Raw genomic sequence first — 20,845 nt, 5'->3', positions numbered from 1 at the left:
CCCCCCTTTCTTATCCTCCTATATAAGACATTTCGATTTTCGGACGATTTTTTGCACTTTCTTCTGTTCGTTCATCCGAATACCTATCTTTTCTATTCATCCATACATCTTGTATAACACTTAATAACTCCTCATCCGAAAGATTTCCTCTAAGAAGTTCTCTTACATCCAAACCCTCTGTCGCAAATAAGCACGTATAAAACTTTCCATCTGCCGAAATTCTCGCCCTCGTACAAGAGACACAAAATGACTCAGAAACAGATGTAATAAAACCAACTTCAACATTTGTTCCAACGTACCGATATCGCTTCGCAACTTCACCAAAGTAATGCGCTTCAGCTGGCTCAAGCGGATACACCTTATGAATCATCTCAATCAATTCTCGTTTTGTAACGACTTGATCAAAATTCCACCCATTTGTACTACCAACATCCATAAACTCAATAAACCGAAGCGTGATTCCTTGCTCTTTAAAATACGCAGCCATCGGTAGTACTTGATGATCGTTCATCCCTTTTTTCACAACCATATTTACCTTTACTTCCAAGCCCGCCTCTTTAGCTGCTATAATTCCCTTAATTACCGGTTTCGTATTAATATTTCGACCATTAATATTCTTAAATATGTCATCATCTATCGCATCTAAACTAACATTCACTCTATGTAATCCAGCTTCTTTTAATGCCTTCGCTTGTTTCGTTAAATGAATAGCATTTGTCGTTAACCCTATATCTATTAGCCCATCAATTTTCACAAGACGTGCAATAAGTTTTGTTAAATCTTTACGAAGCAGTGGCTCACCGCCAGTAAGTCTAATTTTCCGTACACCGATGCTAACAAATAATTTTGCCAAACGCTCAATTTCATCAAAAGTTAGTAAAAACTCGTCTTTCAAAAAAGCATATTCTGGCCCAAATATTTCCGCTGGCATACAATATGTACATCTAAAATTGCAACGATCAATGACAGATATACGTAAATCTTGAAGTGGGCGTCCAAAAAAATCTTTAACCATCTCCTGCATCGCCACCCTCCCTTTCTGCCAAATTTCTTTCTTTTCATTCTATTATAATATATTTTCGAACTGCGATGTTTTTGCTCAAGTGAATAAAGTGAAACTTTAAATAATTAGAGGGGATTCACTCCCCCTGGTTAACGAGGTTTACTTACAAATACAAAGATAAAAAAACCTTGAAACATAAAAGCTTCAAGGTTCTCTGCTTATTAACTTAATCTAATAATAGTCAGGGTAGCCCCTGGCGTTGCTGTAGATAATGTAGCTATTGCAACTACTCCAAATAACTGTAAGCTAACAGCAGCTCCAGCAGGCAAGTTAGCAATTATTGTTGCACTAAATGAACCAGTAGCAACTGTCGGAGCATTTATCGTTCCCGCAAGCGGACTGCCATTTACAGTTATACGAGAACTTACAAGTAATCCTGCCGTTAGATTAATTGTATAAGCTATATAATAATTCCCTGCATTCGCAACTGTAAATACAGTATTTCCTCCACTAACAGTAATTCCTGGACCAATATTTTGATTGTTCGGTAATGGTACATTCGTGCCACCTAATAAAACAGAAATAGCGGTTCCTGATGTATTATTCGCAAATGCATATGTTGCAGTTGTACTAACTCCAGTCGCCCCGGTCGCTCCAGTGGCTCCAGCTCCGGTTGGACCTGTATCTCCAGTTGGGCCTTGTGAACCGGTTGCTCCTGTAGCCCCCGTTGGACCTTGGATTCCTTGCGGGCCTTGAATTCCTTGTGGGCCTTGAATTCCTTGGAGACCTGTCGCTCCGGTTGCTCCTGTAGCTCCCGTTGGACCTTGAATTCCTTGCGGGCCTTGAATTCCTTGTGGGCCTTGAATTCCTTGGGGACCTGTCGCTCCGGTTGCTCCTGTAGCTCCCGTTGGACCTTGAATTCCTTGCGGGCCTTGAATTCCTTGTGGACCTTGAATCCCTTGTGGACCTGTCGCTCCGGTTGCTCCTGTAGCTCCCGTTGGACCTTGAATTCCTTGCGGGCCTTGAATTCCTTGCGGGCCTTGTGGGCCGGTCGGACCTATGTCACCTTGTGGACCTTGGATTCCCTGTGGGCCTTGTGCTCCTGTTGCTCCTGTCGCTCCTTGGATTCCTTGAGGACCTTGTGGACCTTGAATTCCTTGCGGGCCGGTTGGACCTATGTCGCCTTGTGGGCCTTGAATTCCTTGGGGACCTTGTGCTCCGGTTGCCCCCGTTACTCCTTGGATTCCTTGAGGACCTTGAATACCCTGTGGACCGGTTGGACCTATCTCTCCTTGAACACCTTGGATTCCTTGCGGGCCCTGTAAACCCGTCACTCCGGTTGCTCCCGTTGCTCCTGTCGCTCCTGTCACTCCAGTTGAGCCTGTCGCCCCGGTATCTCCTGTTACTCCTGTCGCACCTGTTGCTCCTGTCGGGCCAGGTGGTCCACCTGATGGACCTGTCACTCCTGTCGGACCTGATGGCCCCGTTGGGCCGGTCGGTCCTGCTGGTCCTCCTGACGGACCAGTCACCCCTGTTGGACCGGTTACTCCTGTTGGACCGGTAGTTCCTTCTCCCGTCGCTCCGGTTGCCCCCGTATCTCCTGTTGCTCCCGTCGGACCTTGTATCCCTTGAATTCCTTGTGGGCCTTGCACTCCTTGTGCACCTGTTGCTCCTTGAATCCCTTGAATTCCTTGCACTCCCTGTGTCCCCATCGGACCGGTTGGACCAATCACCCCTTGTATACCTTGCACTCCTTGGGGGCCCTCTGGACCGGTTGCTCCTATTTCCCCTTGTATCCCTTGAATTCCAGTTGCTCCTTGTGCTCCAGTTGCTCCCGTTATCCCTTGCACACCTTGGATTCCCTGTATTCCTTGTGGACCTTGTGGGCCTGTTGCTCCTACCGGTCCTTGAATGCCTTGTATCCCCTGAGGACCCTCTGGACCCGTTGCTCCAACTGGCCCTTGAACACCTTGTATTCCTTGCGGGCCCTGAAGTCCTTCTGGGCCTTCTGGACCTGTTGGACCTATTTCTCCTTGTATCCCTTGGATTCCAGTTGGACCTTGTGGCCCAGTCGGACCTATGTCACCTTGCGGACCTTGGATTCCCTGTGGACCTTGTGCTCCTGTTCCCCCTGTCGCTCCTTGGATTCCTTGAGAACCTTGTGGGCCTTGAATTCCTTGTGGGCCGGTTGGACCTATGTCGCCTTGTGGGCCTTGAATCCCTTGCGGACCTTGATCTCCAGTGGCCCCCGTTACTCCTTGAATTCCTTGGGGACCTTGAACACCTTGGGGACCCGTCGGACCTATCTCTCCCTGCACACCTTGGATTCCTTGCGGACCTTGCAAACCCGTCACTCCGGTTGCTCCCGTTTCTCCTGTCGCTCCTGTCACTCCAGTTGAGCCTGTCGCCCCAGTATCTCCTGTTACTCCTGTCGCCCCGGTTACTCCTGTCGGGCCAGGTGGTCCACCAGATGGACCTGTTACTCCCGCCGGACCTGATGGCCCCGTTGGGCCGGTCGGTCCTGCTGGTCCTCCAGATGGTCCTGTTACCCCTGTTGGACCGGTTACTCCTGTTGGACCTGTAGTGCCTTCCCCTGTCGCCCCAGTTGCTCCCGTATCTCCTGTTGCCCCCGTCGGACCTTGGATTCCTTGAATTCCCTGTGGACCTTGCACTCCTTGTGCGCCCGTCGCTCCTTGAATTCCTTGTACTCCTTGCACACCTTGGGGACCCATCGGACCTGTTGGACCAATCTCCCCTTGAGCACCTTGCACTCCTTGGGGACCCTCTGGACCCGTTGCTCCTATTTCCCCTTGTATCCCTTGAATTCCAGTTGCTCCTTGTACTCCAGTTGTTCCCGTTATCCCTTGCACACCTTGTATTCCCTGTATTCCTTGTGGACCTTGTGGACCTGTTGCTCCTACCGGTCCTTGAATACCTTGTATCCCCTGAGGACCCTCTGGACCCGTCGCTCCAACTGGACCTGGCACACCTTGAATTCCTTGCGGCCCCTGAAGTCCCTCTGGGCCTTCTGGACCTGTTGGTCCTATATCACCCATCGGACCTTGTATCCCTTGAACTCCCTGTGGCCCTGTTGCTCCTGATGGCCCTGGTACTCCTTGTATTCCTTGTGGACCTTGATCTCCTGTTGCCCCTGTTGCCCCTTGAGGCCCTATAGCCCCCTGTATACCTTGTGGACCTTGATCTCCTGTTGCTCCCGTTGCCCCTTGAATACCTTGAACTCCTTGTATTCCTTGTTCACCAGTTACTCCCGTCGGACCAGGAATACCTTGAATACCCTGCGGACCTTCTGGACCTGTTGGCCCAATTGGCCCTTGAATCCCTTGGATTCCTTGCAAGCCCTGTGCTCCCGTGCTTCCAGTCGGACCTGTACTTCCCGTTGCTCCTGTTACCCCTGTACTTCCTGTAGCTCCAGTATTCCCAGTTGCTCCAGTCGCACCTGTACTTCCACTCGGTCCACCGCCCGGACCTGTCGCACCAGTCGGCCCCGTCGGACCAGGAGGTCCTCCAGATGGTCCAGTTATCCCAGTTGGACCTGTTATTCCAGTCGGGCCTGTTATCCCCTGACCAGTTGCTCCGGTTGCACCTGTATTTCCACTCGGTCCTTGTGTTCCTTGTATCCCTTGTGCTCCTTGTATTCCTTGTGGACCAGTTACACCCGGTAACCCTTGGACGCCTTGTATTCCTTGAGGTCCCTCAGGTCCCGTCGCTCCAATTGGCCCCTGTAATCCCTGTATCCCTTGTATACCTTGTGCCCCAGTCGCTCCCGTTGGACCAATCGGACCTTGTAACCCTTGCACCCCTTGAGGTCCTGTCGCTCCAGTTTCTCCTTGTGGTCCTCTCAATCCTTGTGGGCCCTGCTGTCCTTCTGGTCCAGTTGCACCTATTGGCCCAACTGATCCTTGTATCCCTTGCACACCTTGAGGTCCTGTCGGGCCCATCTCCCCCATCGGACCTTGTAATCCTCTTGGTCCTTGAGGTCCTGTTGGGCCTTGTGGACCGGTTGGACCAGTAATCCCTATACCTGTAAACCCAGTTGGAACAGGGGGGAAAGTAGGCCCAATAAGTTCGGGTGGAATTCTAAAATTAGAGCTTAACGAATTTTGCTTCCGATTATTATCACGATTCTTCACACTTTCACCACCTACAAACCATCTTTTTCATAATAAATAAGCCTCTTCTTAATCTATTTACAAAAATAATTTCCAAGACTATTTTTATTTTAAATAATAAAAACTCCCTTAATTTCTTAAGGGAGTCCTGCAATTGAATCCATATTATCTGTATTAGGGACAGCTTGCGCTATACTCGATGTATTTACATTTTGCCCCATATTTGCTCCTGTTACAGTACCAGCAGGAGTGCCCCTTGTATACGTCGTCGTCACCGAATCTCCCGGCTGTAAACAAAGCTTCGTCTCCGTCCCTATTACTGTAACAACATCAATCCAAGTACACCCCATTGAACCACTATATGATTTCGAAGCAGTAAATGAAGTGTCACTCAAATTATCACCGGTAAATATATTTCCAGTGTTATTCACAATAACAAACTCTTTTATATGAGCAGGCATAATTACACTCTACCTTTCCTCTATGAACCTAACGTACGTGTACTCGTTGCCAAAGGCGGAAGAAATACTGATGTTCTAATGACCGCTTCTGGCTGCCTTTTTCCATTTAAAAAAATAGCCGCACTTGATCCTCCAGCACCTGCATATACTTTTGCTACAGCTAAAGGTGAGAGATCATAACAGTCACCGACATTAACAGCTCCTGTATTATTAATAATTTTTACTTTACGCAAATTAATCCCCATTTACCCCTCCTCCTTTTTTATACTGTATGCAAAAGAAAAAAACTTGAAACAGACTCGTTTCAAGTTTTTTTCAATTAACTATTTCGTTTCACCTTCATATTGAAGCATACCGCCAACCATGTTCACTGTTTTAAACCCTTGTTCATTTAAATAATGACATACATTTTCACTGCGCATTCCTGAACGACAAATAAAGATATATTCATTCTCTTTATTAAAGAAATCTACTTTATGTGGGATATCGCCCATTTTAATATGTACAGCTTCTGGAATCTTTCCTGCCGCTACTTCTTCATCTTCTCTTACATCTACTAAAAATAACGTTTCTCCATTTTCTAAACGCTCTTGCACCTCTTCTGTAGTAATTGTTTTAACTTCTGTCATATGTAGTTCCTCCTTATATACAATAAAACCTTTAGTTTCTTTTTCACAAACATTCTCTACCAATTTTAGCATGCAAAAGAAAGAACGCAAAGAATCGAAAAGCTATTTCTCAATTTTCTCGTAAAACTTATTCTTTACAAACATAACTAGCACATTGTATCCTCAATATACTTGTTTTATGAAAGGAGTCGATTAAAATGACGCTTTTTCTTTTCATTATAGGCATTGTGTTCTTACTCGCTGCAATTATTGTACTTAGTATGAAAAATAATAAAAAGATAAAATCGCCACAAGAAATGTCATTCTTATTTCTATTGCTTAGCATAGCGTTTTTCGGTATAGCAATTGCTACATATATTTTCCGTCTACAAATCATGTGAAAAAAGGTGCCTACTTCAAACACTGCACCTTTTCCCCATCATTTTCCTTCTACACAAAACTAGATACTTTCCGATTCAAAAATTCATAAACTTTCTTTTCGAATAAATGAATATCCAATGCTCCTGCCATATGCCCATTTATACTTTCTATCTCATATACTTCCGCATATTTTCCTTGTTTTTGCAAAATATCAACCATTTTATAATTATAACGAGACGGCTGAAGCAAATCTTGTTTACACGGAATCATAAGTACATTCGCTTCTATGTTAGAAAGAGATTCTTCTAGTGAAGAAAACCCATGTGCAATATCATGCAATAAAACTGCCTTCGCAGTATATATCCATGAATTTGCATCTACTAACTCCATACTTCTATATGTCGCTTTATTTATTTCTTTTTCAAATGATGTTAGTGTAGCAAACTTTTCATAAGGTTCTATCTCTATACTATTACGAGGAAATGCCATTTCATAAAAATGCTCATCAAACGCGTTCATAAACATCATTCTATTTGCTAAATGAAGCCCCTTTATCGGCTGCTGTTCTCCATATTTCCCCTCTTTCCAACTTGGATCCAGTTGAATTGCTTCAATCGCATTTTGCGCTACGTTTACTGACGTAATAATTGGATTTTGTGGGTTCGTAATAACGCCAATCATCCGCTCTACCATATGTGGATAGTGAACCGCCCATTGTTGTGCAATCATCCCCCCCGCCGACGGTCCGATTACAGCGTGTAACCTTGAAATTCCCATACCTTTTATTAACTCATATTGCACACAAGCTACATCAAGAAATGTAAAAATCGGAAAATCCATAGCATATTCTTCTCCAGTTTCTGGATTAATTGATTTCGGTCCTGTTGTAATTACATATGGATTCCTCACCTGCACATTACAAAGATTATCCGTACATATAACAAAATACTTATTTGTATCAATTGCTTTTCCAGGTCCAATTAGCCCATCCCACCAACCAGACTCCTCATCATGCACTGTATATTTTCCTGCCGCATGACTTGTTGCACTAAAATAATGACAAACCAAAATCACATTTGACCTTTCTCTATTTAAAGTGCCATATGTCTCGTATCCCATTTGAACAGGAATTTCTCTGCCATTTTCAAACGTAAACCCTTTTAAAACAAACTTCTCCTTTTTTACAATTTGCACAGACTCTCCCTCTCCCCGTTATAGTATGAACTGCTTACTAAAGTTTTTTTTCTATGCAAACTAATCTCCTTCTTCTTTTCATAAATAAATGAATAATATACAAAATTAGCCACAAAATAGCACTATATTACAAGATTAAAGAGGGCGTACATATGATTTGGAATTGGTTACGTAAGAAAAAAAAATCAAATAAACCAGAAGCAAACGAAACAGATAATCAGGAGCAGCATTCTAACAATCAAGAGGATGATAACAAAGAACAGACTAGAAGTATGAAACATAATAAAGGTAAAAATAACGAGCAAAAAGATTCTTCTCAGAATAAGCAACAAAGTGCTAAACAAGAGGATTCCTCTCAGGATAAGCAACAAAACGCTAAACAAGGTGATTCGTCTCAGGATAAGCAACAAAACACTAAACAAGAGGATTCGTCTCAGGATAAGCAGCAAAGTGCTAAACAAGATGACCCTTCTCAGGATAAGCAACAAAACGCTAAACAGGATGATTCCTCTCAAGATAAGCAGCAAAGTGCTAAACAAAATGACCCTTCTCAGGATAAGCAACAAAACGCTAAACAGGATGATTCCTCTCAAGATAGGCAACAAAGTGCTAAACAAGGTGATTCGTTTCAGGATAAGCAACAAAGCGCTAAACAGGATGATTCCTCTCAAGATAGGCAACAAAGTGCTAAACAAGATGATTCGTCTCAAGATAAGCAACAAAGCGCTAAACAGGATGATTCCTCTCAAGATAGGCAACAAAGTGCTAAACAAGATGATTCGTCTCAAGATAAACAACAAAGTGCTAAACAAGGTGATTCGTTTCAAGATAAACAGCAAAACGCTAAGCAAGATGAACCTTCTCAAAGTAAGCAACAAAGCTCTGGAGGTAATAGTATTTATGACTTTACAAAACCAGAAAAAGATCGTATTCATTCTTTACAAAATTTAATAGAGAAGCTGAAAAAGTCTAGTGATTTTGTAAATTATCATACATCCGACGATGAAACGATGCCTTATTGGATTTCTTACTATCGCCCTTCACTTGATGGAGAAAAATTACAAAAGTATTTAATGCCCACTCTTTTAGAACGACCTAACGCATCACTAGAAGAGCTTAAGGAACATATCCCGATGAGCGGCATTACAATTACGAACGACTTACAAAAAATTGAGGATATGGTTTTAAAGGGGCATGCGATTATTCAATTGAATCAGCAAGATCAAAAATGTATGCTTGCAAACATTGCAATTGATAATTATCGTGCACCAACCCCTCCTTTAAACGAATCAACTGTTATTGGTCCGCAAGAAGGTTTCGTAGAGGATATTGATACAAACATTAATTTAGTTCGAAAACGTCTTCCTGTTTTAGATTTACAAACAAAAGAAATGATTATCGGCGAGTTTTCCAAAACAAAAGTTGTCATGATGTATTTAGACAACCTTGCTGAAAAAGATAATGTAGATTTTCTAGAAGAGTCATTACGCGCTCTTGAATATGATCAAATTAATGATAGTGCTTATTTACAAGAATTAATGGGTGAAAAATCGATTTTCCCTCTCTATATCAATACAGAACGTACTGATAGAGTTACAAAAGCACTAATTGATGGAAAAATCGCTATTTTTGTTGATGGTTCTCCAAGTGTTTTACTAACACCCGTATCCTATTTTGATTTTTTCATTTCACCAGAAGACTATAACGTCTCCTGGATGTACGCTACATTTTCAAGGATTTTAAGATTAATTGCCGTTCTATTTTCAATTTGCGCTACACCGTTATACGTTGCAGTTTTAAATTATCATTATGAACTTATTCCAAGTGATTTACTTGAAACCTTAATTTTATCAAGAGCACAAGTACCATTCCCACCTTTAATTGAAGCACTCTTTTTAGAACTTGCGATCGACTTACTGAGAGAAGCTGGCGCGAGGTTACCGATGAAAGTTGGTCAAACGCTCGGTATCGTAGGGGGTATCGTAATCGGACAAGCATCTGTACAAGCAGGTTTAACGAGTAACATTTTATTAATTATCGTTGCACTATCAGCACTCGCTTCCTTTATTACACCTATTTATAAAATGGGTAATGCGGTTCGATTACTACGTTTCCCGTTTCTCATATTTGCAGAAATAGGAGGACTTTTCGGGATTTCACTTGGATTTATCTTTTTATTTACCCATCTATTTAGACTCACTTCTTTACGCAAGCCGTACGCTTTATTTTATCCAACAAGACAACAATCTGTTAAAGATTCTTGGATTCGTTTTCCTTTAACAATGATTGATACAAGAGATGTACAAGCAAGGCCACAACATGTAAAAAAAGCAGCGAAAGGAATTTCAACAAAGCATAGATCAGACTTTGATGATTAAGAAATGAGGTGCATTCGATGAGTAAAGTTCAAGAAAAATATCAAATATCTCCTATCTTTGTTTTCTTCTTAATTCACGGTGCACAGTTCGGTGCTGGCGTTCTCGGCTTCGCTCGAATCATCGCAAAGGCCGCTGGATACGACGGATGGATGGGAGTTATAATCACAGGAATTTTAATCCACATTCTTATATGGATGATGTATGTCTTATTAAAAGAAACAAATGGGAATTTAGTTGATTTACATCGGCAAACATTTGGAAAATGGCTAGGAAATGGCATTAGCATCATCTTTATGGCTTATTTTTTAATCGTTAGTATTTCAGTCATCCGAACATATGTTGAAATTATTCAAGTATGGATGTTTCCTACCGCTTCTACCTTTATGTTAACACTCTTTTTATGCTTAGTTAGCTATTACATTATCTCTTCTGGATTTCGTGTAATTACCGGTATTTGCGTCATCTCTGTTGGTGGTACATTAGGATATTTATTTCTAAGCTTATTCGTTTTGAAATATTCACATTGGGATAATTTACTACCTATATTCACACATTCTTTTTCAGACATTTTAAAATCCGCTCAACTGTCAATCTACAGTATGACCGGTTTTGAGATTTACCTCATGGTGTATCCATTTGTGAAAAAGCCTATGCAATCTCATAAATACGCTCAGTTTGGAGCACTATTTTCAAATCTTCTATATTTATTTAGCACCCTTTTAGCCTTTGCATTTTTTAGTGAAAAACAATTGTTAAAAACGATATGGGCCCAACTTTCTATGACCCAAGTTATTCAATTACCATTTATAGAAAGACTCGAATATATTGCAATTTCAGGCTATGCACTCGTTATTATTTCAAGTTTTATCCTCCCTTTATGGGCGTCAATGAGAGCAACTCATGAAATATTCCGTGTAAAACAAAGGGGTGTTTTAATTGCTTTTATCTTTATCACTCTCATTGTTTCGCAACTTTTAACAAACAGACACGATATTAATAACTTTATTAGTAATGTATCAAAGGTTAGTTTTTGGCTCATTTATGTATACATCCCAATCCTATTTATTATTGTGTGGGTGAAAAGAAAATGGAAAAAATCAAAAGCACAAGCAAATTAATACTTATTTCTTGTATAACATTCTTCAGTCTAATTGGATGTTTACAAAAAAATATTATCGACGATGTACAACTTATTCAAGGATCCGTATTTGACGTTGCAAAAGATAATAAAGTAAAAGTGACATTCGTTTGTCCCATTCAAAAAAAAGGAAATAAAGTTCAAGTTTTTGAAGGCAGTGCAAATGCGGTAAAACAAGTAAAAGCAGACACATCTTTAGAGTCTTCTCAACCTTTTGCTAGTGGACAAATGCGTGTCGCTCTATATACGATAAGACTTGCCAAAACAGGAATGTCTACTTCATTCGATACATTACTCCGAGATGTGAATATAGGGAACGCTTTATATGCTGCTTTATTAGATGGGAATGGTACTGAACTTTTAAAAGGCAAATATTCGACTTCATACAACGTTGCAATTTATATAAAAAAATTGCTAGAACATAACATGGAGACCGGACCTTTACCAGCGGATAATCTACATATAGGAGCATTTCGCTATTATCAAGAAGGAAAAGACTACTATATTCCCATTCTAAAGAAGCATGGTGATAAAATAAAAATTACCGGAATTGGCCTTTTTAAAAAGGATAAATATATCGGTAAAATTGCGGAAAAAGATATGTTCATATTTAAAGGACTATTAGAGAAACATAAATTAGATTCACATGAATTTAAAACAGATTCTGCGTACGTAATGATTAATAATATTCGTTCTGTTCCAACTTACGATATAAAAATTAAAAACGGAAAGCCTTCTTTTTTCATTCACGTTCGTCTTGATGCACGTATTCAAGAACTATCAAAACAAATTAACTTAGAAAATAACAAGAACACAAAAAACATTGAAAAAGATGTACAAAAACAATTAGATAAACAAGCTGCTAAGTTAATTAAGCAATTTAAATCTTTAGGCGTCGATCCTCTCGGGCTAGGTGCAAAGTATAAACAACATTATCGCCCATTCAAATTAGAAGAATGGAGACAAATGTATAAAGATGTTCCGGTTCATATAAAATACACCGTAAATATTACAAATTCTGGTGTTATTGAATGAGAAATGATTGAACTCCTCTCTCCAGCATGATACAACGGAGAGAGGAGTTTTTTATTATCAAATAGAGAGAGAAGATATTTATGGGGGAGCTTATGTCTAAAAAATTAGTAAAGCCTATTTTAAATGGTATTTTATTTCTCGGCGTCTTTTTATTTGCTCATACATACTTAAAAAATGTTTCCTTCACACGTTACTTACTTGTCGTTATACCAATGTTACTCGTCGGTATTTTTGGCATCGATCTTATTTCATCGCTTTTAATAAAAAAAGAAGAATAACGAGCGAACATCTTATTTCGATAAGATGTTCTTTTCATTTCATAATCACCTTATGTTACAATAAACTTCGGCATAACGTAAGAAAGGATGAAACAACATGACAAACGAAAAAGGTTTAGATAAAGGATACGAACTTGTTGCGAAAATGCATGAAGTATTCGGACATCCTGTGACAAATACTCCAACAAAATTAACAGAAGAGCGTGCAAAAATCCGTGCAAGTTTTATGCAGGAAGAACTAGAAGAATTTCTAGAGGCAACGACTGTTGAAGATCAATACGATGCACTGATTGACCTTATTTACTTTGCATTCGGAACGTTTGCAGAAATGGGCGTACGTCCAGATAAAGGATTCGAAATTGTAAACAACGCCAACATGGCAAAACTATTCCCTGATGGGAAGCCTCGATTCCGTGAAGGCGACGGTAAGATTCTAAAGCCAGAAGGCTGGCAAGCACCGGAACCACAACTTCGTGCTGAAATTGAACGTCAGCGTCAAGAAGCTGAAAAAAACTGCTAGGATTTCCTAGCAGTTTTTTATTATGGCTTTTTTTCTGCCAATCATTAATGACCCACGTGCCCTGCGTGTCCTGCTGCTCCACTAATACTAGCTGCTCCTGCTGCTGCCCCTGCTCCTCCTGCTCCAATTCCACCTGTCCAAGGAGAGGATTGTTGTTGTTGTTGATATTGCTGATATTGTTGGTGCTGTTGGTGCTGTTGGTGCTGTTGGTGCTGTTGACCTTGGTGTCCATGATGTTGGCCTTGGTGCCCATGATGACCGTGTTGGCCTTGATGACCTTGGTGATGGTGGTGACCTTGGTGTCCATGATGTTGGCCTTGGTGGTGATGTCCATGGTGACCATGTTGGCCTTGGTGAGTTTGATAAAGAACAGCTTGCGGATGAATGTGGTGGTGACCGTGGTGATGTACTTGTTGCCCCTGATGACCATGTTGACCTTGATGATGGTGATGACCATGATGGCCGTGTTGACCTTGATGGTGGTGATGACCATGATGGCCGTGTTGACCTTGATGGTGGTGATGTCCATGATGGCCGTGTTGACCTTGATGGTGGTGATGTCCATGATGGCCATGTTGACCTTGATGGTGGTGATGATGACCATGGTAGCCGTGAACTACTTGCGGATATCCACCTACTCCTCCTGCTACAACACCTACTCCCGGTACAGGAAATCCTGTCTGTACTCCTCCAACGAAAGATGGAAATGCAGTTGGTACGCCTACTGGTACTCCTCCCGCTGCTCCGCCAACAAATGTTGGGATTCCAGTTTGCACTCCGGCTACCGATGATGGAAATCCTCCTGTTAATGTTGGAATTCCAGTTTGTACACCCGCTACTGATGTAGAAAACCCTCCAGGTGTTCCGCCCATCAAGCTCGGAATTCCACCGTATCCTTGTTGTCCTCCTCCCATTAACATCATTTGTTCATAACTATCCGATCCACTCCCGAAGAAACCATGTGGTGCATTATTGTCCATCCCTTTCATTCCTTTCACCTCTTCTACTCAATTTAGCCTACCTTTTTTATCATATTTCCTATAGAAGAATAGGTGTTTGTCTGCACTAGAATTCCGCTTCTTTTTCTTCATTCATGATAAAATTAATTAACTGAATATTTTTTCTAGGAGGTATTTATATTGAAGAATGTAACAAAGGCTTCTATCAATGATTTAGATTCAATCGTCCATATAGATATTGACGTAATTGGAAACGATAGTAGACGAAATTATATTAAGCACACTATCCGTGAAGGCAGATGCATCATTGTAACAGAAGAAAATTCTATCTCTGGCTTTCTAACATACGATACAAATTTCTTTGGTTGTACTTTCCTCTCATTAATCATTGTTTCACCAACTAAAAGAAGGCAAGGCTATGCAAGCTCGTTAATCTCATATATGTTAAGTCATTCTCCTACTCAAAAAATATTTTCTTCAACGAACGAATCGAATGAAAGTATGCAGAAAGTATTTAACTCGAATGGTTTTATACGTAGCGGAATAGTTGAAAACTTAGATGAAGGTGACCCTGAGATTATTTTCTATACAAAAAAGCTCAGAACATAAACGCTCTGAGCTTTTTCAAATGATTTAGTTTGCAACAACGTTAACAAGTTTTCCAGGAACAACAATTACTTTACGAACTGTTTTCCCTTCAATTTGGTCTTGAATTGCTTCAAGTGCAAGTTGTTCCATTTCTTCTTTTGATGCGTCTTTACTCATTGTTAGTTTTGCGCGAACTTTACCCATAACTTGAACAACGATTTCAACTTCATCTTCTACAAGTTTAGACTCATCAAATGTTGGCCAGCTTGCATATGTGATTGTTTCATTGTATCCAAGTTTGCTCCATAGCTCTTCCCCGATATGAGGTGCAACTGGTGCAATCATTTTTACGAAACCTTCTACATATTCTCTTGGAAGTGTTTCAGCTTTGTATGCATCGTTGATGAATACCATCATTTGAGAAATCGCTGTGTTGAAGCGAAGCTCTGCATAGTCTTCTGTTACTTTCTTCACTGTTTGATGGTAAGCTTTTTCAAGCTCTTTATTTGGTGCGTCAGTAATTTTCTCACTTAATTCACCGTTATCTTGAACGAATAGACGCCATACGCGGTCTAGGAAACGACGAGCTCCGTCAAGACCATTTTCAGACCAAGCGATTGAAGCATCTAATGGTCCCATGAACATTTCGTATAGACGAAGTGTATCTGCACCGTGGCTTGCTACGATATCATCAGGGTTTACAACGTTACCTTTTGATTTACTCATTTTCTCGTTGTTTTCACCTAGAATCATACCTTGGTTGAATAATTGTTGGAACGGTTCTTTCGTTGGAACTACACCGATATCGTATAATACTTTATGCCAGAAACGAGCATATAGTAAGTGAAGTACAGCGTGCTCTGCACCACCGATATAAATATCAACTGGAAGCCATTGTTTTACTTTTTCAGGATCTACAAGTGCTTCGCTATTGTTTGGATCGATGTAACGTAGGTAATACCAACAGCTACCAGCCCATTGCGGCATTGTATTTGTTTCACGACGACCTTTTTTACCAGTCTCAGGATCAACAACATTTACCCACTCGTCAATGTTAGCAAGTGGTGATTCACCTGTACCTGAAGGACGGATGTTTTCTGTTTTCGGAAGAACTAATGGTAATTCCTCTTCTTTCACAGCTGTCATTGTACCATCTTCCCAGTGAATTACTGGAATTGGCTCACCCCAGTAACGTTGACGGCTGAATAACCAGTCACGTAGACGGTACGTTACTTTTTGATTTCCTGCGCTCGTTACTTCAAGCCATTCAATCATTTTTGCGATTGCTTCTTCTTTATTTAAACCATCAAGGAATGCTGAGTTTACGTGTGCACCATCACCTGTGTACACTTCTTTCGTAATATCTCCGCCTTTTACAACTTCCTTCATTGGAAGATTAAATACTGATGCGAATTCATAGTCACGCTCATCGTGAGCTGGAACTGCCATTACAGCACCTGTTCCGTAAGTTGCAAGAACATAGTCAGCAATCCAGATTGGTAATTTCTCACCGTTTACTGGGTTAACTGCGTAAGCACCAGTGAATACACCAGTTTTTTCTTTCGCAAGTTCTGTACGCTCTAGATCACTCTTCATTTTTACAGCGTTAATGTAAGCTTCTACCGCTTCTTTTTGTTCTGCTGTTGTAATTTCTGCAACAAGTGCATGTTCTGGAGCTAGTACACAGTATGTTGCACCAAATAATGTATCAGGGCGCGTTGTGAAAACTGTGAATTTCTCGTCTGTACCATCGATGTTGAAGTGTACTTCTGCACCTTCAGAACGACCGATCCAGTTACGTTGCATATCTTTTAAGCTTTCAGGCCAATCAAGCTCATCTAGATCTTCTAATAGACGATCTCCGTAAGCTGTAATTTTTAACATCCACTGTCTCATCGGACGACGCTCAACTGGATGTCCACCACGCTCACTCTTACCGTCAATGATTTCTTCGTTTGCAAGTACTGTACCAAGTGCTGGGCACCAGTTTACAGGTACTTCATCAACGTAAGCTAAGCCTTTTTCAAATAGTTTTAGGAAGATCCATTGCGTCCACTTATAGTAGTTTGGATCTGTTGTATTTACTTCACGGTCCCAATCGTAAGAGAAACCTAATGATTTAATTTGGTTACGGAACGTATTAATATTATGCTCTGTAAATTCAGCTGGGCTGTTTCCAGTATCAAGTGCATATTGCTCTGCTGGAAGACCAAATGCATCCCATCCCATTGGATGAAGAACGTTATATCCTTGCATACGCTTCATACGAGATAAAATATCTGTCGCTGTATAACCTTCTGGATGTCCTACGTGTAAGCCTGCACCTGATGGATATGGGAACATATCTAGTGCATAAAATTTTGGTTTTTCTGTCTCATCTGGCGTACGGAATGTTTTATTCTCTTCCCAGTACCCTTGCCACTTCTTCTCAATTTCTTGATGATTAAAGCTCATGAGATACCCTCCTTGAAATTCTATTTATTTTCACCGCCCAAAATACAAAAAACCTCTCATCCCTAAAAAGGGACGAGAGGTTATAGATTCCCGCGGTACCACCCTAAATTAATGTACAAATATACATTCGCTTAGATCCGTAACGTGGATTAACGGCAATTGCTACTATTAGTTTCACAACTGCAACTCAAAGGCGAGTTCATAACGAAACGTGGATTGACTTGCACCGACCGTCAACTCTCTAAACCAGCTTCTATTACTACTACTCCTTCTCACTGTTATTACACATATAAGTTACGTGAACTATCCTTCACCTAGTATCTCTTAAGAGCTTACTTAAAGCGAGGACTTCTCGGTTAATCGTTACTCTTAATAACTAACGAATTCATCTTAAGACAGCCGAGCTATCTCCCTTGTTCTAAAGGTTGTTTTATTTAAATATATTCTAAAACATGTTACATGTTCCGTCAAACTAAACTGCAATTTTTTCTTCAACTGTTTCTTCTACTTTTACTCGTTTATCATAAATGCTCGTTGCTATAAGCGCTACTACAAGCATTACCATGATTGCTATAAACAATACTTCCATATTGTATAAATCCACAATTGCTCCGCCAACGACCGGCCCGAACATTTTCCCTACAGTCGCCGCACTATTTACAACCCCTTGATAAAACCCTAATTTATCTTTTGGTGCAAGTATATTTGCAATCGTTGGAACCGCAGGCCATACAAATAACTCACCTATTGTTAATGTTACCATCGCAACGAGGAACATCGTAAATTGTTGCGCTTGACTTAACACAATGAATGAAGCTGCAAAAATGAAGATTCCAATCATAATTTGCTGTTTTAAAGAACGCTTCATCCAGCGAATTAGCATACTAACAAGTGGCTGTGCACAAACAATCATTGCTCCGTTTATCGTCCATAATAAACTATAGTGACGAAGGCTAATATTCAATTCTTGCATATGTGTTGCAATCGCTCCTTGCCACTGTACGTATGTAACCCAGCATAAAGCATATGCTACACACACGATAAGAAGTGCTTTAAATCCAGGTGTAAGTGACCAACCTTTTTTCATTTCCACTTCTTTTTGTACTCCTGGCTCCTTCTTGTCTTCCATACCACGAAATCCAATAAAAGCAATTAAGAAGAAAACAAAGTATAAAATAAAGTTCGCTAAGAAAATATAATCAAAACGATACGATGCAACTAATCCACCACATGCTGTTCCAATCGCAATACCAACATTTTGTCCAACGTACATCGCATTAAATGCCCGTCTTCCGCCTTCTGGCCAAACCGTACCAACCATCGCATACATCGATGGGAAGACCATTCCAGAACCGAAGCCGATTAACGCTAGCCATACAACATATAACGGCCAACCGTGGAAGAACACAAGACCTAAAATTGATACAAGTGTAATCACTATCCCTACTAAAGTTGATTTATAACCGCCCCATTTATCAAATAAAACACCGCCGAGCAAGTTTCCGATTACACCAGTAAGCGAGTTGATCATTAATACCATTCCGGCCACAGATAAAGATTTTCCCAAGTGATCATGTAAATAAATTGTATTAAAAGGCCATAAAAAAGAAGCACCCGTGACATTAATAATCATCCCAGCTACTAATAGCCATACTTTCCTTGGCATAGCTTCCCCTCCTATTCTATTTTTTTCGTTCATATATATAACAGTAAAATTGTAGTCGTTTTTAAATAGGAAGGCAACTGATTAATAGTTGATGAAATTCAGATAATAGTTCGTCGGTAAATGAATTTATATTGGTTGCTTCTTGGATTATATCAGCGATTATCAGAATATATCGGCGCAACTACAAATATATCAGCGATTATTAAAATATATCGACTTACCGACAAAAAACGACAACAGTAACAATATATAAAAGGGTAGACTGCATGAAAATTTCATGCAGTCTACCCTTATTTGTACTATCCAACTTCCTTTTCTCGCTTCACACGTTCTTTAGCACTCCATTTAAACACCTTATCTAGTAGCGAGTATATTCTCCCAGATTCTTTCGTTAACAAAGGTCCTAACGATGCTAATATTAAAACATACAAAGCTGAGAACGGTTTAATCGCTGCCATTAAGCCACCCGCAATTCCAATATTCGCGACGATAATAGAAAATTCTCCGCGTGATACAAGTGTTAAACCGATATTCGTAGAAGCCTTATGCGATAACCCAGCTTTACGCCCCGCAACCATTCCAGCAGTAAAATTACCGATAAGAGTAATGAAAACTGCTCCTAATGCCAACCACACTGCTCCGCCAAGTGAAAATGGGTCTATACTTAAACCGAAGCTGAAAAAGAATATAGCTCCAAAGAAATCACGAAACGGAACGACAAGCTGTTCAATTCGATCACTATGCTCTGTTTCAGAAAAAACGAGTCCTAGTAATAATGCTCCAATTGCCTCTGCAACATGAATCGTTTCTGAAAATCCTGCTACAAAGAACAAAATAGCGAATATTACAATAATAAAAATTTCATTGGACGAAATATCTAACATTTTATTTAAAAACCGTGTAGCTTTTCTAGCAACTACAAAGAATAGTAGCATATAACCTACTGCGATTAAAATAGATGTAAGAGCACCTACAAATGATGTTGCCCCTCCAAGTACTAATCCTGAAACGACTGATAAATATACCGCTAAAAAAATATCATCAAACATAATGATTCCTAAAATTAGCTCCGTCTCTTTATTACCAGATCTTCTTAAATCAACAATTACTTTCGCAACAATTGCACTCGATGAAATTGTTATGATCCCAGCAATAATTAATGTTTCTAATAAGGGGAAACCCATTATATATCCGTAAAGTAAACCTAATATAAAATTAAGCGATATATGAACAGTTCCCCCAAAAGCAATTGATTTTCCTGATTTAATTAATTTTTTAATTGAGAATTCTAAACCTAAGTAAAATAGGAGGAATATGACGCCAACACGGCCGAGGAAGGAAATAACTTCTCCACTTTCAATAAATCTTAAATCGATAAGCCCTAAATCTGGGGCATGAGGCCCCACTAGCATACCGAGTATAATAAGAAACGGAATAATCGAGAACTTTAACTTTGCAGCGAGAATAGCTGCAAAAGCGACTAATACTAACGCAGTTCCAACTTCAAAGATTAAAGTATCCATCGATTATGAATCCCCTCCTACTGAAAGCAACTCATTAATAATTCTTTTCACTTCATGTCTCGCGCCTGATAATACGAGCATATCGCCAGCTTCAATGATAGAATCTGGGCCTGGATTAAAGAACTTCTTCATATTCTTTTTCAAAATGGCAATAATCGTTACGTTATATGTGTTTCGAACATGTAAACTACCAATTGTTTTTTGTACAACTGGTGCATTATTTTCCACCTTAAACCACTCAATTGATAATCCCTCAAAAGCCATTTCAATCGTATCTAAAGCTTGTGGCCTATATACCATTCCGCCCAATATAGCTGCAATTTGTCTCGCTTCAGAATCACGAAGAGAGACGCTTGAAATACTCTCTTCATGATCAGCATCAAAATGGTACATTTCTCTTCGGCCATCATCATGAATAACGATAACCATCTTTTCATTACCTTTTGTAATCACTTCAAACTTACATCCAATACCCGGCAGTTCACTCTCTCTAATATTCATATTTTCCGCCTCCTAATTTTTTAGTTAC

The 20,845-nt window shown here is 40.3% G+C and carries 18 protein-coding genes and 1 other annotated feature; of the genes, 7 read left to right on the top strand and 11 right to left on the bottom strand.

Annotated features, from left to right (window positions below):
• Positions 1 to 10 precede the first annotated feature (10 nt).
• From moaA to ACQGSG_RS03760, 5 genes are all read right to left on the bottom strand, one after another.
• Positions 11 to 1,024 carry a GTP 3',8-cyclase MoaA gene (gene moaA, locus ACQGSG_RS03780; protein ID WP_001157117.1) on the bottom strand — a complete coding sequence of 338 codons (1,014 nt, stop codon included), beginning with the start codon at positions 1,022 to 1,024 and terminating at the stop codon, positions 11 to 13.
• A 200-nt stretch (positions 1,025 to 1,224) separates the two neighbouring features.
• Entirely contained in the window at positions 1,225 to 5,154 is a 3,930-nt protein-coding gene (locus ACQGSG_RS03775; protein WP_098005619.1) for a BclA-related collagen-like exosporium protein, read from the bottom strand.
• A 116-nt stretch (positions 5,155 to 5,270) separates the two neighbouring features.
• Positions 5,271 to 5,594 carry a hypothetical protein gene (locus ACQGSG_RS03770; RefSeq protein ID WP_001110848.1) on the bottom strand — a complete coding sequence of 108 codons (324 nt, stop codon included), beginning with the start codon at positions 5,592 to 5,594 and terminating at the stop codon, positions 5,271 to 5,273.
• A gap of 20 nt (positions 5,595 to 5,614) precedes the next feature.
• Positions 5,615 to 5,839, bottom strand: coding sequence for a spore germination protein (locus tag ACQGSG_RS03765; protein ID WP_000512465.1), 225 nt, complete (start codon positions 5,837 to 5,839; stop codon positions 5,615 to 5,617).
• A gap of 78 nt (positions 5,840 to 5,917) precedes the next feature.
• Positions 5,918 to 6,223: a rhodanese-like domain-containing protein gene (locus ACQGSG_RS03760; protein ID WP_000141207.1), complete on the bottom strand. Its 306-nt coding sequence runs from the start codon at positions 6,221 to 6,223 to the stop codon at positions 5,918 to 5,920.
• 197 nt (positions 6,224 to 6,420) lie between these two features.
• Here ACQGSG_RS03760 and ACQGSG_RS03755 point away from each other — a divergent pair, with 197 nt between their 5' ends.
• Positions 6,421 to 6,603 carry a hypothetical protein gene (locus tag ACQGSG_RS03755; protein ID WP_000171881.1) on the top strand — a complete coding sequence of 61 codons (183 nt, stop codon included), beginning with the start codon at positions 6,421 to 6,423 and terminating at the stop codon, positions 6,601 to 6,603.
• A gap of 49 nt (positions 6,604 to 6,652) precedes the next feature.
• On the opposite strand, the gene ACQGSG_RS03750 is transcribed toward ACQGSG_RS03755, so the two are convergent.
• On the bottom strand, positions 6,653 to 7,777 hold the full coding sequence (locus tag ACQGSG_RS03750; protein ID WP_001167634.1) for an alpha/beta fold hydrolase: 1,125 nt from the start codon (positions 7,775 to 7,777) through the stop codon (positions 6,653 to 6,655).
• 152 nt (positions 7,778 to 7,929) lie between these two features.
• On the opposite strand from ACQGSG_RS03750, the gene ACQGSG_RS03745 reads away from it, so the two are divergent.
• The 5 genes from ACQGSG_RS03745 (at position 7,930) to ACQGSG_RS03725 (ending at position 13,126) form a co-directional block, all read left to right on the top strand.
• The gene (locus ACQGSG_RS03745) at positions 7,930 to 10,155 is read left to right on the top strand and encodes a spore germination protein (protein WP_097862832.1); all 2,226 of its coding nucleotides are present in this window, start codon (positions 7,930 to 7,932) and stop codon (positions 10,153 to 10,155) included.
• A gap of 17 nt (positions 10,156 to 10,172) precedes the next feature.
• On the top strand, positions 10,173 to 11,273 hold the full coding sequence (locus ACQGSG_RS03740; protein ID WP_000049056.1) for a spore germination protein: 1,101 nt from the start codon (positions 10,173 to 10,175) through the stop codon (positions 11,271 to 11,273).
• Complete coding sequence (gene gerHC, locus ACQGSG_RS03735; protein ID WP_000411387.1) at positions 11,243 to 12,328, top strand: spore germination protein GerHC; 1,086 nt, start codon at positions 11,243 to 11,245, stop codon at positions 12,326 to 12,328. Before ACQGSG_RS03740 ends, gerHC begins: the two co-directional genes overlap by 31 nt.
• A 92-nt stretch (positions 12,329 to 12,420) precedes the next feature.
• Positions 12,421 to 12,606, top strand: coding sequence for a hypothetical protein (locus tag ACQGSG_RS03730; protein WP_000038781.1), 186 nt, complete (start codon positions 12,421 to 12,423; stop codon positions 12,604 to 12,606).
• Between the two features lie 97 nt (positions 12,607 to 12,703).
• Positions 12,704 to 13,126, top strand: a complete 423-nt coding sequence (locus ACQGSG_RS03725) for a hypothetical protein (protein WP_000180554.1) — start codon at positions 12,704 to 12,706, stop codon at positions 13,124 to 13,126.
• Positions 13,127 to 13,170: 44 nt separating this feature from the next.
• Here the strand turns inward: ACQGSG_RS03725 and ACQGSG_RS03720 are convergent, their stop codons facing one another.
• A complete protein-coding gene (locus ACQGSG_RS03720) occupies positions 13,171 to 14,115 on the bottom strand; it encodes a hypothetical protein (protein WP_426947018.1) in 945 nt (314 codons plus the stop codon).
• A gap of 150 nt (positions 14,116 to 14,265) precedes the next feature.
• On the opposite strand from ACQGSG_RS03720, the gene ACQGSG_RS03715 reads away from it, so the two are divergent.
• Positions 14,266 to 14,694: a GNAT family N-acetyltransferase gene (locus ACQGSG_RS03715; protein ID WP_000800325.1), complete on the top strand. Its 429-nt coding sequence runs from the start codon at positions 14,266 to 14,268 to the stop codon at positions 14,692 to 14,694.
• Between the two features lie 24 nt (positions 14,695 to 14,718).
• Here ACQGSG_RS03715 and leuS read toward each other — a convergent pair whose 3' ends face one another.
• From leuS to ACQGSG_RS03695, 4 genes are all read right to left on the bottom strand, one after another.
• A complete protein-coding gene (gene leuS / locus ACQGSG_RS03710) occupies positions 14,719 to 17,127 on the bottom strand; it encodes a leucine--tRNA ligase (protein WP_000009466.1) in 2,409 nt (802 codons plus the stop codon).
• A 65-nt stretch (positions 17,128 to 17,192) separates the two neighbouring features.
• Positions 17,193 to 17,412 (bottom strand) — a binding site (T-box leader).
• A 187-nt stretch (positions 17,413 to 17,599) separates the two neighbouring features.
• Positions 17,600 to 18,793: an MDR family MFS transporter gene (locus ACQGSG_RS03705; RefSeq protein WP_001137554.1), complete on the bottom strand. Its 1,194-nt coding sequence runs from the start codon at positions 18,791 to 18,793 to the stop codon at positions 17,600 to 17,602.
• Positions 18,794 to 19,092: 299 nt separating this feature from the next.
• Entirely contained in the window at positions 19,093 to 20,316 is a 1,224-nt protein-coding gene (locus ACQGSG_RS03700; protein ID WP_000380174.1) for a cation:proton antiporter, read from the bottom strand.
• Positions 20,317 to 20,319: 3 nt separating this feature from the next.
• Positions 20,320 to 20,817: a cation:proton antiporter regulatory subunit gene (locus ACQGSG_RS03695; protein WP_016110821.1), complete on the bottom strand. Its 498-nt coding sequence runs from the start codon at positions 20,815 to 20,817 to the stop codon at positions 20,320 to 20,322.
• Between the last annotated feature and the right edge of the window lie 28 nt (positions 20,818 to 20,845).

This window comes from Bacillus sp. GMa5/1 (genome assembly GCF_050172015.1).
Classification (GTDB): Bacteria; Bacillota; Bacilli; order Bacillales; family Bacillaceae_G; genus Bacillus_A; species Bacillus_A cereus.
Note: the sequence above shows the minus strand (reverse complement) of the source record. Positions and strands in the feature narration are given on the sequence as shown.